This is a genomic window from Amycolatopsis ultiminotia, from assembly GCF_039536925.1.
Classification (GTDB): domain Bacteria; phylum Actinomycetota; class Actinomycetes; order Mycobacteriales; family Pseudonocardiaceae; genus Amycolatopsis; species Amycolatopsis ultiminotia.
The window spans coordinates 374,082-389,985 of sequence record NZ_BAAAZN010000005.1; the positions used below are offsets into that span (position 1 = coordinate 374,082).

The following is a 15,904-nucleotide window of genomic DNA, read 5'->3' on the forward strand; positions in this document are numbered from 1 at the left end:
TCAATCCACCGGTGGCTCCCCGAGCAGGTCACCGAGCCGGTCGAGGACCGCCCGCGCCTCCGCCGCGGTGAAGACGTCACCGCGGTAGCCGAGCCGCAAGTGCACGCGACGCCCCGGGGTGACCCACAAGGTGAGCGGGTACGGCATGTTGTCCCAGCCGCCGACGCCCACCACTCGTGGTTCCGGTTCGGTCGTGGCAGCCCCGCCGCCCGCCGGGAAGTTCTCGAACACCACGACGGTGTCGAAGAGCCGTTCGTACCCGGTGAGCTCGGCGATCCGGCGAACGTCGGCGTGCTGGTGATCGAGCATGGCCACCTGCGCGTCATGCAGTTCGGTGAGCGAAGCGGAACGCACTCGCACCGGCACGGTGTTCACGAACAGTCCCGGGGTGCGTTCGGCGCCCGGCAGGTCCGCCGGACGACCGGACACCACGGCGCCGAAGACCACGTCGCTGCGTCCGGTCCGCTCCGCCAGCCAGCTTCCCCACGCGGCCTGGACCGCGGTGTTGAGCGTGACCCCGGCGTCCCTGGCCCGCTCGACGAGCCGGGCGGTTGCGTCTTCGGTCAGTTCGAGGGCCAGCTGGCCGGGTTCGCTGCGCAGGGCTCGCGGCTCGTCCGGAGCCACCAGCGTCGGCCCCGGCAGCCCGGCGAGCCGATTGCGCCAAGCCTGCTCGGCACCGTCCCGGCCGGCACGCCACTGCAGGAAATCGCGGTACGGCCGGGATCGCGGCACCGGCTCACCCCGGTAAGCGGCCAACAGCTCGGCGATCACCAGGGAGCTGGACCATCCGTCGAGCAGCAGGTGGTGCGAGGTGAGCACCAGCCGATGCCGGACCGGGCCGACCCGGCCGAGCACGAACCGCACAGGCGGGGCCTCGTCGAGGGCGACCGGCCGGCCACGTTCCCCGATCGCCGCGTCGTCGGCCTCCCGCCATTTCACCGGCGGATCGGCGTGCACGACAGCCACCGGCACACCGCTCGCAGTGCGGGTGAAGGCCGTGCGCAGGTTCGGATGTCGCCGCACCAACGCGACTGCTGCTTCGCGCAACCGTGCCGGGTCCAGGTCTCCTTCGAGGTCGAGCACGAGCTGGATGGTGCCGACCGCATGCCCGGCGGGTCCGCTCTCCGCCTGTTCGAACAGCTCCCGCTGGAACGGGGTGAGCGGCCAGATGTCGGCGACCGGGAAGCGGGCGTCCAGATCGTCCACATCGGACTGCGCGAGCGGGACGAGCGGGAAGTCCGCCGGGCTGTGTCCGCGGTCGGTCTTCCGGTGCTCCACCAGTTTCCGCAGCACGGCAAACCACTTCGCGGCGATTTCCGCGACCTCGTCCTCCGCGAGCACGCCGGAGGCGAACGACCACTGCGCGACCAGCTCCGGCCCGTTGTCCCGGTCCTGGGTCAGTGCGTTCAGCTCCAGCACGTGTTCCAGCGGCATTTCCGGGGCCAATGCGCCACCGAGCGCGACGGCCTCGGGCGCAGGCGTCCACGGTTCCTCGCCGCCTGCGGTGCCGAAGCGACCGAGGTAGTTGAAACCGAACCGCGGCGCGCGACGCTCGGCGAGAGCGCCACGGAGGTACCGCAGCATGCCGAAGCCGATCCCGCCGTCCGGGATCGCACGCAACCGTTCCTTGGCCCGCTTCACCACCGTGGTCAGCGCGGGACCACCGTTCAGCGCATCGTCGATCTCGCTGTCGGCGACTTCGACCGCGACCGGGAACACGCTGGTGAACCAGCCGACCGTGTGTGCGAGATCCGCGCCGGGGACGACCTGCTCCTCCCGGCCGTGCCCTTCCATCTCCACGACCAAACCGCCCCGGCCGCGGCGCCAGGCGGCGAACGCGACCGCCAGTGCGGCGAGAAGGACGTCGTTGATCCCGGCGTGGAACGCCGCGGGTACGTCGGTGAGCAGCGGCTCGGTGTAGTCCGCGGGCAGGGTCACCGAGTGGCTGCCCATGGTTGCGACGGTGTCCACCGCCGGATCGAGGTCCCGCTCGCCGAAATCGCCTGCCAGCCCGTCGTCGCTGAGCATTCCTTGCCACAGAACGAGTTCGGCGTCCCGGTGCATGGCGCTCTCGGCCAGCCCGGCCGCCCAGGTGCGCAGCGAGGTGCCTGCCCGAGGCAGCGCCGCGTCCGTTTCCCAGGCCCTGGCCAGATCTGCGCTGATGATGCGCCAGGAGACCCCGTCCACCGCAATGTGGTGCACGACCAGCAACAGCCGGCCCTGGCGCTCCGGCCCGCCGTCGAACCAGACCGCGCGGACCAGGTCTCCCCGTTCCGGCGACAGCTGGTCGAACGCCTGCCGCGCGCGGTCCGCGATTTCGCCGTCGAGTTCGGCGACGGTGAGCACGTCGGCGCCGCTGACCGCGCCGACCGGGCGGATCTCCATCCGGTCACCGGACAGCCGGCCGCGCAGGACGTCGTGCCGCTCCAGCAGTGCGTCCAGGACACGGCACAGTCGTTCCGCGGTCGCTCCGGCCGGGACTCGCAACAGCATCGACTGCGCGAACCGGGCAGGCACCGGTCCGCGTTCGGCGAACCGCCGCACCATCGGCATCGGTGCCACCGGACCGAGTGCCGCTTCCGCCGGTTCCGCACTGGGCTCTGCCGTGGCCGGCTCGGCCAGTTCGGCAATACCGGCCACGGTCCGGCCCTCGAACACCTGCCGCGGGGTGATCCGCAACCCGGCTTCCCGAGCGCGGCCGGTGAGCCCGATCGAGACGATGCTGTCCCCGCCGAGTGCGAAGAAGTCGTCGTCGGCACTCACCGAAGCGACGCCGAGGAGATCCGCGAAGACCCCGGCCAGCACCTGCTCCACACCCGGCGCGGGCGGACGGCCCGCCTCCCGTCCGGTGAAGTCGGGCGCGGGCAGCGCCGCACGGTCCACCTTGCCGTTCGTGGTGACGGGCAACGATTCCAGCACTACGATCGCCGCCGGGACGAGGTAGTCCGGCAGCACCGCGGCCAGTTCCCGGCGCAGCGCAGCACCGTCCACAGTGGCCCCTTCGGCGGGCACCACGTACCCGGCGAGCCGTCGGATGCCCGGCTGGTCCTCGCGGACCAGCACGGCCGCCTGCGCCACCCCTGCCCGCGCCGCGAGTGCGGCTTCGACCTCTCCCGGTTCGATCCGGAAGCCGCGGATCTTCACCTGGTCGTCGACCCGGCCGAGGAAATCGAGGTCGCCGCTGTCGAGCCAGCGGACCCGGTCGCCGGTGCGGTAGAGCCGGGTCCCGGGCGAACCGAACGGATCGGGCACGAACCTGGTCGCGCTCAGCCCCGGGCGGCCGAGGTAGCCACGGGCCAGCCCGGCGCCGCCGAGGTACAGCTCCCCCGCGACCCCGGCCGGAACCGGGCGGAGGAACTCGTCGAGCACATACGCCGTGACGCCGGGGTCCGGCCTGCCGATCGGCACCGGTCCCGGGGTCCACTCCGGACTCCGCACCCAGGTGGTCGAGTTCACCGTGGCCTCGGTCGGACCGTAGAAGTTGATCAACGGCCGCCCGGCGAACCGTTCGGTCAGCTCGGCGGGCATCCGCTCGGCCCCGACGGCCAGCGTCGCCTCCGGCGGCAACTCGCAACCCGCGGGCAGCGCACCGATGAACGACGGTGGCACGTTGACCACGTTCACCCGGTGCCGACGCAGGTACTCGGTGAACTGCTCCCCCGGCACCCGGACGTCGGCGGTCGCCAGCACGAGCGTGCCACCGGAAACCAGCGGCACCATCATCTGCCAGAACGCCAGGTCGAAGCTGAGGGACACGAAGTGCAGCATCCGGGTCCGCCGGTCCGGCCGGTACACGCGCTGCTGCAGCTCCCGCAGCTTGACCACGCCTTCGTGCGGCACGATCACGCCCTTGGGCGTGCCGGTCGAACCGGAGGTGTAGATCACGTAGGCCGCGTGCTCGATCCGCAACGGGCCACGCCGGTCCGCGTCGCCGACCGGGCCGGCCGGGTACCCGGCGATCCGGTCCCGGCCGGCGCCGTCGAGCACGAGCCGGGGGATTCCGCCGTCCGGCCGGTCGGCCAGCTCCGCGACGGTCACCAGCGCGACCGGCGAGGCGTCGGCGAGCATCGTGGCGATCCGCTCGTCCGGGTAGTCCGGATCGATCGGCAGATAGGCCCCGCCGGACTGCAGCACCGCCAGCATCGCGATGATCATCTCCGCGGTCCGCGGCAGCACGATCGCGACCACCCGGTCCGGTCCCGCCCCGGCGTCGATCAGCGCACGGGCCAGCCGGTTGACACGGGCGCTCAGCTCGGCGTAGGTCAGTTCCGTGTCATCGCAGACCAGTGCCGGATGCTCCGGGGAGCGTCCGGCCTGCGCGCTGAACAGGGCGGGGAACGTCGCCGGCTCCGCGATCGGCCCGCCGTCACCGAGGGCGAGCAGCCGCTTCCGCTCGTCCCCGCCGAGCAAGTCGATCCGGCTCAACCGGACGTCCGGGGCGTTCGCCACGGCCACGCAGAGCCGTTCCATCGCGCGGGCGAGCCGCCGCGCGGTGGTCGCGTCGAAGAGTGCGGTGCGGTAGTTGACTGCGCCGGTGATCACGCCGTCGCGGTGGTCGGTGCAGATGAACGTCAGATCGAAGCGTGCCACCTCGTCGGGCGCGGGCACCGCGGCGGTTTCCAGGCCGGGCAGGCCGAACTGTCCTTCGCCGCGGTGCTGGTGGACGACCATGACCTGGAACAGCGGATGCCGGGACAGCGAACGTTCCGCACCGACCGCCTCCACCACACGCTCGAACGGCACGTCCTGGTGGGCGTAGGCCGCAAGGCTGCCTTCGCGGACCCGGCGCACGAGTTCGGTGAACGCCGGATCGCCACTGGCATCGCATCGGTGCACCAGCGTGTTCACGAAGAAGCCGACCAGCTCGTCGAAAGCTTCGTCAGTGCGTCCGGCGACCGGAACGCCGAGCGGAATGTCCGTGCCCGCACCGAAACCACGCAGCAGCGCGGCGATCGCGGCTTGCAGCACCATGAACAGACTCGCCCCGGACTGCGCGGCGAGGTCGCGCAGGCGCCTGCTCGTGTCCTCGTCGAGAGCGAACGGCTCCGCGGCACCCCGGGTGTCGGCCACCGCCGGACGAGGCCGATCCCTCGGCAGCGGCAACTCTTCCGGCAGGTCGGCGAGAGCGTTCCGCCAGAACGCCAGCTGACGGGCGAACAGGCTGTCCGCGTCGTGCTCGTCACCGAGCAGGTCCCGTTGCCATAAGGCGTAGTCCGCGTATTGCACCGGAAGCGGGGTGAACTCCGGCGCCCGGCCCGCCTTGCGGCACTCGTAGGCGTACCCGAGATCACGCAGCAGCGGTGCGGTGGACCACTCGTCGGACGCGATGTGGTGGACCAGCAGCACGAGCACATGATCGTCTTCGGCGATCCGGAAAAGCCGGGCGCGGAGTGGGATTTCTTCACTGAGCGCAAACCGGTACTGAGCTGCTTCCCGTACTGCGCCGCGAATCTCGTCCTCGGCGATGGATTCGAGTGCACATTCGAGGTCCACTGTGGGCAACACGCGTTGCCGGGCGTTCCCGCCGGTTTCCTCGAATACCGTACGCAGGCTTTCGTGCCGGAGCACCAGGTCGGTGAGCGCGGACCGCAGTGCATCCGGATCAAGCGGACCGGAGAACCGGGCGGCGAGCGGGATGTTGTAGGTGGAGTCCGGGCCGTGCAGACGATCGAAGAACCACAGGCGTTGCTGCGCGAACGACAGGGGAATTTCGTCCGGACGCTCCATCGCGGTCGCCGCCGGGCGACGCTCTGCCGCCGCCCCGAGTGCCCCGGCGAGTCCGGCGACCGTGGGGTTGTCGAACAGCTCCCGCAACGGGATTTCACGGCCAAGCACCGTGCGGATACGGGAAAGCAACCGGGTCGCGAGCAGCGAATGGCCACCGAGGTCGAAGAAGCTCTCGCGCGCGCCGGGGGCGGGCATACCGAGGACCTCGCCGAACAGACCGGCCAGCAATTCCTCGATGCCCTCCCGGGCCGCTTCGCCGCTTTCCGCGGAGCCGTACCGCGGAGCGGGCAGCGCCGAGCGGTCGAGTTTTCCGTGTGGGGTCAGCGGTAGCGCGTCGAGCAAGGTGATCGAAGCGGGCACGAGGTGACTGGGCAACGTGCCGGCCAGGTGCGCACGCAGCTCCGCGGGATCGCACGGCGCCGAAGCCACCGCGTACGCCGCCAGCCGACGGTCGCCGGGGGTGTCCTCGCGATCGATCACTGCGCAGCTGCCGATGGCGGGATGCCGCGACAGGACCGCCTCGATCTCACCGAGTTCGACGCGGAAACCACGGATCTTGACCTGACCGTCGGAGCGGCCGACGTACTCCAGCTCACCGGAGTTGTTCCAGCGCACCAGGTCCCCGGTCCGGTACAGGCGCGCACCGGGATTGCCGAAGGGATCCGGCACGAACCGGCCTGCGGTCAGGCCCGGACGGTCGAGGTAGCCCCTCGCCAGGCCGTGCCCACCGGCGTACAGCTCACCGACGACCCCTGGCGGGACCGGGCGCAGGAATTCGTCGAGCACGTAGACGACGGTGTTGTCCACCGGCAGCCCGATCGGCACCCGCGTCATCCCGGACCGCGGAAGGCATCGGCTCAGCGTGATGTCCACAGTGGTCTCGGTCGGGCCGTAGGAGTTGAACATCCGGTGCGCGGCCGCGAACCGGTCCACCAGATCCGGGCCACAGGCCTCACCGGCGACGATCAGCGTGGTCTCGTGCGCGAATCCGCCGGTGATCGCGGCGAGCGCGGCGGGCGGCAGCGTGAGGTGGGTGATCCCGCGCTCGCCGACGAACTCGGCCAGCCGGTCGCCGAGCCGGTCCTCCTCCGGCACGAACACCAGCGTCGCCCCGGTCAGCAGGGCCATGCCGATCTCCCACATGGCCGTGTCGAAGCTGAGCGACGCGAACTGCAGCACCCGTGCGCCCGGTCCGGCCGCGAACCCCCGCCGCATGGTTTCGGCAAGGCTCGGCACGCCACGGTGGGTGACCACGACACCCTTGGGCCGTCCGGTCGAACCGGACGTGTAGATCACGTACGCCGAATTGCCCGGCCGCACCGGACCGCGCCGGTCTTCGTCGGTGAGGTCGGTGCCGGACTGGGTGGCGATCCAGGCCATCGTCTCCGGATCGTCCAGGATCAGTGCCGGTGCCACCTCGGGCAGATCGGTGCCGGCCAGGGTGAGCACCGCCGCGGGCTCGGCGTCCCAGAGCAGGTAACTGATCCGCTCGGCGGGATACCCGGGGTCGACCGGGAGGTAGCAACCGCCCGCTTTCATGGTGGCCAGCGCGGCGACCACGGCGTCTGCGGACCTGGGCAGAGCGACCGCAACGGTGTCCTCCGTGCCGATTCCACGCGCCACGAGCGCGCGGGCCAGCCGGTTGGCTGCGGCGTTGAGTTCTGCGTAGCTGAGCACGCCGTCGCGGTGTTCGACCGCGGCCGTGTCGGGTCCGGATCGGACGATCTGCTCGAAAAGCGCGGGCAGGGTCAGCTCCGGCACGGTGCACGCGGTCTCGTTGCGCTGGACGAGAAGAGCCTGCCGCTCATCCTCGTCGAGGACGTCCCAGCGGCCCAACGGGACGGCCGGGTCGGTCAGTGCCCGGCCGAGGAAGGTGCTCAGGCTCCGGGCAATGCGTTCGGCGGTCGCCGGGTCGAACTGGTCGGTGCTGTAGTTCAGGCTGCCCTCGACCCGGTCCGCGGTCTCCACGAACGAAAACGTGAGATCGAACTTCGCGGCCCCGGTGTGTGCGGCGACCGGCGCTACGGCCAGCCCTGGCAACCCCGGCAGCGGCCGGGCCCGGTGCTCGTAGGTGACGCCGACCTGGAACAGCGGATGCCGCGACAGCGACCGCTCCGGGTTCACCAGCTCCACCAGCCGCTCGAACGGCACGTCCTGGTTCGCGAACGCACCCAGATTCGCTTCGCGAACCCGCGAAACCAGCGAACGCAACGACGGATCGCCGGAGAGGTCCGTGCGCAGCACCAGCGTGTTCACGAAGAACCCGACGAGGCCGTCCAGCGCGGCGTCTCCCCGGCCGGCCACCGGGCAGCCGAGCGGAATGTCGTTGCCTGCACCCAGCCGCGACAGCAGACCGGCCACCCCGGCCTGCAGCACCATGAACACCGTCGCACCGGCGTCCGCCGCCAGTTTGCGGGCCCGGCGGTGCGCCTCGGCGGGAAACCGGAGCGGCACCGAACCGCCGCCGTAGGTCGGTACGGCCGGACGAGGCCGGTCTCTCGGCAGCTCGAGCTCGTCGGGCAGCTCGGCCAGTGTCTTGCGCCAGTAGGAAGTCTGACCCGACAGCAGACTGGCCGGATCACTCTCGGAACCGAGCAGTTCTCGTTGCCACAACGCGTAGTCCGCGTACTGCACCGGGAGTGGAGCCCACTTCGGAGCGTCGCCGGATGCCCGTGCGCCGTAGGCCGTGGCGAGATCGCCGAGCAACGGCCCGGCCGACCATTCATCGGCCGCGATGTGATGGACCAGCACCGCTACCACGAATTCTTCGGCGGCCAGCCGGAACACGAATGCCCGAACGGGGATCTCGTTCGGCAGATCGAATTCGTACCGAACCGCCTCGGCGAGTGCGCCGGCCAGCCGAGCGGGTTCGCAATCCTGTTCGGTGAGCTGCGGTTGCGCCTCGTCGAGGATCACCTGACGGGCAGTTTCGCCGGATTCGGCGAAGATCGTGCGGAGACTTTCGTGCCGTGCGACCACATCGCCCAGCGCCATCCGCAATGCCGGGACATCCAGCATGCCACGCATCCGTGCGACGAGCGGGATGTTGTATGCGGGTCCGGCGTTGCCGAGCCGGTCCAGGAACCACAGCCGTTGTTGTGCGTAGGACAGCGGGATCTGTTCCGGACGGTCCATCGCCCGCAACGGCGGCCGCGTCGCGGCACCCTCGTCGAGCCGGGCAGCCAAGGCGGCCACGCTCGGGTGGTCGAACACCTCGCGCACCGGAAGGTCCACTCCGAACACTGCACGGATCCGGCCGATCAGCCGGACCACGAGCAGTGAATGCCCGCCGAGGGCGAAGAAATCGTCGTCGATGCCGACCTCGTCCCGGCCGAGGAGTTCGGCGAACAGTCCGGCCAGCACTTCTTCCTGCGGGGTTCGCGGCGCAGATGACGTTGCCGCCGTTCTGGGCCGCGCGGCGAGCGCCTTTCGATCCAGCTTGCCGCTCGCGGTCAGCGGCGGCTCGTCCAGCTGCTCCACTGTGGACGGGACCATATAGGACGGCAGGTGTTCCGCGACCGTGTCCAGCAGCTCGTGTTCGGTCACCGGGCCGTCCGGCACGACGAAAGCGGTGAGCCCGCCACCACCGTCCGGCACGACGGCCGCACGGCGCACCGCGGGATGGCTCAACAGTGCGGATTCCACTTCGCCGAGTTCGACCCGGAAACCACGGATCTTGACCTGGTCGTCCAGCCTGCCGAGGTATTCGATCTGCCCGTCCGCGGTCCACTGTGCGAGATCACCGGTGCGGTACAGGCGGGCGCCCGGCGGACCGAACGGATCGGCCACGAACCGCTGTGCGGTCAACCCCGGGCGACGCAGGTATCCGTCGGTCACGCCGTGCCCGCCGAGGTACAGCTCACCGGCCACGCCGGGCGGGACCGGCGACAGGGAAGCGTCGAGTACGTAGGCACCGGCTCCGTCGATCGGGCGGCCGATCGGCGGCGCACCTTCGGGATCGTCGCCGAACCACGCGGTGGCGTAGACAGTGGCTTCGGTCGGACCGTAGATGTTGCCGATCCGCGCCGTGGGCAGCTGGTCGCGCAGCCGCGTGAACAGCTCCCGGGGGAAGGCCTCGCCGGCGAGCACCACCGAACGCGCGCGCAGCGGCACGGACGGCTCGTCGAGCAGCGCGTCCACCACTGACGGAACACCGCTGACCAAGTCGAATTCCCAGCTGCGATGAGGTTGTTCGGGCAGTTCGAGCAGATCGCGCACCAGCTCGAGGGACCCACCGCACAACAACGGGCCGAAGATCTCGAAGACCGAGACGTCGAAGGTCAGCGACGTCGCGGCCAGCACCCGGCCGAGCCCGTCCCGGCCGAACTCGGCAGCCGCCCAAGCCGCGAGACCGGTCATATTGCGCTGGCTGACGACGACGCCCTTCGGGACACCGGTCGATCCGGAGGTGTAGATGACGTAGGCGGGGTGCCCGGGAAGCAACGGCCGCGACTGAAGCGGCTGTTCCGGCGAGTCGAGGTCCTGCGGCGACACCGTGGGTACCTCGGCCGTGAAGTCCCGGTCCGTGATGAGCAGCCGTGGGCGGGCGTCGGCGAAGGTGAACGTGCGCCGTTCCGCCGGGTGCGCCGGGTCGAGCGGCAGGTAAGCCGCACCGGCAGTCAGTACCCCCAGCAGGACCGCGACCAGCTCCGGAGTCCGGGGCAACGCGAGCGCGACCAGGTCACCCGGGCCGATCCCCCGTACGGCGAGTGCCGCCGCGACCCGATCCGCCCGGGTCTTGAGCTCGGCGTAGCTCCAGGCGTTCCCGTCGGACAGCTGCACCGCCGGGGCGTCCGGAGTGCGCCGTACCTGGGCGGCGAACAGCTCGCGCACCGTGGTTTCGTCGAGGTCGAGCGGCTTGCCCCGGCTCTGCCGGAGCATCGCCTGCCGCTGCGCGGTCTCGAGCACCCCGAAGGCGCCGGTGGGCCGCTGCGGTTCGGACAGTGCCGCGACGAGCACCGCACGCAGACCGTTGACCGCGGCCCGTGCGCGTTCCTCGCTCAGCCGGCCCGGCTGGTACTTCGCCCGCAGCCGGAGCCGCGGGCCGGGAATGACGAGGACCGTGAGCGGGTAGTGCGTGGCGTCCTGGCCGGAACTGCCGGTGACAGTGATTTCCGTTCGTTCGGCGGATGCCTGTTCCAGCGGGTAGTTCTCGACCACGAACAGCGTGTCGAACAGCTCACCGTGCCCGGTCTCCTGCTGGATGCGGGCGAGACCGAGGTGCTGGTGCTCGATCAGCTCGGCCTGCTCGGCCTGCGAGCGCAGGCAGAGTTCGAGGAAGCTCTCCGCCGCCGGGATCCGGAAGCGCGCCGGCACCGTCGTGACGAACAGTCCCGGCATGGTTTCGCTGCCCCGCAGCTGCGGTGGACGACCGGACACGGTACTGCCGAACACCACGTCGGTGCGGCCGGTCAGCCGGCCGAGGACCAGCGCCCACGCAGCCTGTGCGACGCCGGCCAGGGTGAGCCGCTGCGAACGCGCGTATGCGGTCAACTGCGCGGTTTCGGCCTCGTCGAGCTCAGCGGTGATCTCGACCGGTGCGCCTTCGCCGGTGGGCCCGGTGCCGAGCAACGTCGGCTCCTCGACCCCTTCGAGTGCGGCTCGCCACGAGACGACCGCCTTGCCGGTGTCCTGTTTTGCCAGCCACGCCAGGTAATCCCGATACGGCCGGGCGCGGGGCAGGCCGGCTTCCGCACCCGCGTAGAGCGCGAGCAGCTCCCGGACGACCAGCGGCAACGACCAGCCGTCCAGCACGATGTGGTGATGCGTGACCAGCAACCGGTACCTGGCCGGACCCAGTCGCAGCAAGGTGAACCGCACCAGCGGCGGACGGCTCAGATCGAACGGCCGCACCCGCTCCCCGGCCGCGATCGCCTCGGCAACCTCGGCAATCCGCGCCGCCGCTTGATCGGCCGCGGTTTCCCCCGGCCCCGCAGCGATCGCCGCTGCCCCGGCCTCGCCCATCCCGGCGGCCGTACCGTCCGCCCCGGCAGTGGTCAGGTCGTGGAAACGCCACTCCGGCTGCACGGTGCGTACCACCAGCTGCACCGGCTCGCCGTTCTTCCGGCGGCGGAAGCACGAGCGCAGCGCGGTGTGCCGGGCCAGCAGGCGGGCGGCCGCGTCCCGGAGCCGGTGCTCGGCTATTTCACCCGCCAGCTCCACGGCCAGGTGCACGGTGTACGGGTCCGGCTTACCCGCCGAGGCGGCCTCGTCGGAGTGGAAAAGCAGTCCCTCCTGCAGCGGTGACAGCGGCAGGATGTCCTCGAGTCCCCGGTCGGCACTCATGGTGTCCCCCATTCCGCTTCGAGTTCGTCGATCTCGTCCTGGTCCAGATCGAGAAGATCCACATCGGAGGGCGTGTGCCCGCCGGCCGTACCGCCTTCGACGTGCGAAACCAGCGCCTCGAGCGCGGCTTCGAACTGCCGGGCGATTTCCCGCACTGCACTTTCGTCGAGCAGGGTGTGCACCCAGGACCAGCTGATCCGCAGCTCACCGTCCACAACGGACGAGTTGAGGTCCAGCACCCGCGGGGCGGGCAGCCCGGACGCGACCGGCGGGGTGAGCTGAGCGCTCTCCGGAGCCACCGCGAATCCGCTGTCGGCACCGGTTCCGGTGCCGACCCGGCCGTGGTAGTTGAAGCCGATCTGCGGTTCCGGGAATCCGGCGAGAACCTCCACAGTGGACTCTTCCAGATACCGGAGCACACCGAACCCGGTGCCGTTGCCCGGCAGTGCACGCAGGTCTTCCTTGATCCGTTTGACCGCTTGTCCGGCGGCGGGCTCCGCACGCATCGCCGCGGGCACGTCGATCCCGGACAAATCGAGCCGCACCGGATACAGGCTGGTGAACCAGCCGACGGTGCGGGACAGGTCTGCGCCGGGTACCAGGTGGTCCTCCCGGCCGTGCCCTTCCAATGCGATCAGCGTCCCCGGTGTACGGCGCCGGATGCTCAGCGCGAGGGCGAGCGCGGTCAGCAGCACGTCGTCGGTGCGGGCGTGGAACGCCGACGGCACGGTGCTCAGCAGGTGCTCGGTCACGTCCGCGGGCACCGAAGTGACCAGGTGCGACACCGAGTCCATGGTGTCCTGCCGGCTCAGCGCCCTGGTGCCGAGCAACGGATCCGGACCGTCCAGGACTCGCCGCCACAGGTCCAGTTCACCGGTCAGCTCCCCGCTCCGCGACACCAGTTCGCGGGCCCATCCCGGCATCGGTGTGCTGCCCGTCGCCGGACCGTCCGACTCGCGCCAGGCACGATTCAGCTCGTCGATCAGGATGCGCCAGGACACCCCGTCCACCACCAGATGGTGCGCGACCAGCAGCAGCCGGCCGGGCCGTTCCCCACCGCCGTCGAACCACACCGCGGCGAGCATCTGCCCACGCTCGGGATCGAGCCAGGCAACCGATTCCGCCAGCGCACGCGAAATCCCGTCCGGAGCACGGGGTCCGGTGACGGTGATCGCCGGTGTGCCGTTGCCGGGCACGAGCTTCCCGGCGCTACGGTCGAGCCGGGTGTTCAGCATCGGGTGCCGCTCCCGCAGCACGCTGAGCAGGTGCACGAGGTCGGCGTGGCACAGGCCGGGCGGGGTGGTCAGCAGACGGTGCTGCGCGAACCTGCGGAGATCCCCGCCCCGGCCGAGGAGTTCCAGCATGATCGGGGTCAGCGGCAGGTCGGTGAAGGTCTTCTCCGGCTCCCCCGCGGCGGGCACTGTCGCCACCTCGGCGACCTCCGCCAGTCCGGCCGGGGTCTGCCGTTCGAACACCTGCCGCGGCGTCACGACCAGGCCCGCGTCCCGAGCACGGCTCACCAGCTGCAGGGACAGAATGCTGTCCCCGCCCAGCGAGAAGAAGCTGTCCTCCGCACCGGCTGTGGGCAGCCTCAACAGCTCCGCGAACAAGTCGACAAAGATACTTTCCTGTAGGGTGCGCGGTGCCTGGCTTCCGGCGCGAGCGCTGAAATCGGGTTCGGGAAGCCGGCCACGGGCGAGCTTGCCGTTGGGGCTCAACGGGAACTCGTCGACCGGCAGGACGAGCGCCGGGACCAGGTAGTCCGGCAACGTCGCCGCCGCGTGCGCGAGCAACTCGGCTTCCGCCGGATCGGCTCCGGACCGGGCCACGACGTAGGCCGCGATCCGCCCGTCCCACACCGCAGTGGCGGCCGCGCCGACATCCGGATGCGTGGCGAGCACGGCTTCGATCTCACCGAGTTCGATGCGCTGGCCGCGGATCTTCACCTGGTCGTCGACCCGGCCGAGGAATTCCAGCTGCCCGTCGGCGCTCCACCGCGCCCGGTCACCGCTCCGGTAGAGCCGGGCACCGTCAGGGGCGGCGACGAACCGGCTCGCCGTGAGCGCGGGCCGAGCCAGATAACCACGGGCCAGCTGCACGCCGCCGAGGTACAGCTCCCCCGGCACGCCGGGCGGTACCGGCCGCAGGCGGCTGTCCAGCACGTGACAGGTGGTGTTCCAGACCGGAGATCCGATCGGCACCGTCCGCCCGCCGGGGTGCACCCGGGTCCAGGTGACGTCGACTGCGCATTCGGTGGGGCCGTAGAGGTTGTGCAGCTCGGCGTCCAAGGTGGACAGCGTCCGGTCGGCGAGCTCGCGCGGCAGCGCTTCCCCACTGCACAACACCCGCCGCAGCGTGGCACACCGCGCAGCGGCCGGATCCGCGACAAAAGCCCGCAGCATGGAAGGTACGAAGTGGACGGTGGTGATCCGTTCGTCCTGGATGAGCTTCGCCAGGTATGCCGGGTCGCGGTGGCCACCGGGTTCGGCGAGAACCAGGGTCGCGCCGGTGATCAGCGGCCAGAAGAACTCCCACACCGAGACGTCGAAACCGGACGGAGTCTTCTGCAGTACCGCTTCGCCGGCAGTGAGGCCGAACGTGTCCTGCATCCAGCACAGCCGGTTGACGATCGCCTGATGGGAGACGACCGTCCCCTTCGGCTTACCCGTGGAGCCGGAGGTGTAGATGACGTACGCGGAATTCCCCGGCCGTGGATCGGCTGCCGTCGTCTCGGTCCCCCGGGCGTCGAGCACACCGTCGGCGGTGAACCGGTGGACCGGCACCGGGGCAGTGATGTCCACTGTGGTCAGTAGCAGCGCAGGGCGGGCGTCGGCGAGCAGGTATTCGTTGCGCGCGGCCGGATGGTCCGGATCGATCGGCAGGTACGCGCCACCGGCACGGTGAATGGCGAGCAGTGCGAGCACCAGTTCGACCGAGCGGGGAACGGCAACCGCGACGACGACGTCCGGCCCCACCCCGTGACCACATAAGGATCCGGCCAGCTTTTCGACCCTGGCGTCCAGTTCGGCGTAGCTGAGCCGATCGGCGCCGGCCACGAGCGCGGTCTCGTTCGGGCTCCGGCCGGCCTGGTCGGCGAACAGCTGGGCCAGCGTCGTCGCCGGGACCTCGGCGGAGGTCGCGTTCCAGCGTTCGGTCAGTGCGACGCGCTCGGTCTCGTCGAACAGGTCGACGTCGCCGAGCGCGGTCTCCGGCGCACCGACCCAACCGTCGAACAGGCGCCGGAGCCTGCGTGCGGCCGAGGTCACCGTGGCCCGGTCGAACAAATCGGTGCGGTAGGTGATCGACCCGGACAGTCCGGTGCCCGGATCTTCGGCGAATGCGAAGGTCAGGTCGAACTTCGCGGTCTGCTGGCGGATCGGCTCCGGCGCACTGCGCAGGCCGGGCAGGCCGGGCAGGCCGGCGTCACGACGTTGGTAGAGCACCATCACCTGGAACAGCGGATGTCGCGACAGCGACCGCTCCGGGTTGACCAGCTCGACCAGCCGCTCGAACGGCACGTCCTGGTTGGCGAACGCGCCGAGGTTCGTCTCCCGGACCCGGGACACCAGCTCCCGCAACGAAGGATCGCCCGAGACGTCGGCCCGCAGCACCACCGTGTTCACGAAGAACCCGACCAGTTCCTCGAGCGCGGCATCGCCCCGGCCGGCCACCGGCGAGCCGAGCGGAACATCCGCACCGGCGCCCGATCGCGACAGCAGACCGGCCACCCCGGCCTGCAGCACCATGAACACCGTCACCCCGGCGGCCGCGGCGAACTCCTGCAACGCCAGGTAAGTCTCCCGATCGAGGCTGAAATCCACCGTGTCACCACGGTTGTCCGAAACCGCCGGACGCGGATGGTCGAACGGCAACGCCGTCTCCGCGGGCAGAT

At 70.7% G+C, this 15,904-nt stretch carries 2 protein-coding genes (1 of these 2 running past the window's edge); both read right to left on the reverse strand.

Annotated elements, in window-relative coordinates:
• Window positions 1-12,012, reverse strand: coding sequence for a non-ribosomal peptide synthetase (locus ABD793_RS14580; protein ID WP_344859898.1), 12,012 nt, complete (start codon window positions 12,010-12,012; stop codon window positions 1-3).
• Window positions 12,009-15,904, reverse strand: the 3' portion of a protein-coding gene (locus tag ABD793_RS14585) for an amino acid adenylation domain-containing protein (RefSeq protein ID WP_344859901.1). The gene runs 3,823 nt beyond the window's last position; the window shows 3,896 of its 7,719 coding nt (coding positions 3,824-7,719); the start codon falls outside the window, past its right edge — the gene reads right to left on this strand; it ends in the stop codon at window positions 12,009-12,011. Before ABD793_RS14585 ends, ABD793_RS14580 begins: the two co-directional genes overlap by 4 nt.

Coding starts and splice junctions, on each gene's coding strand:
- ABD793_RS14580 (WP_344859898.1), bottom strand. CDS start 12,012: ATGAGTGCCGACCGGGGACTCGAGGACATCCTGCCGCTGTCACCGCTG.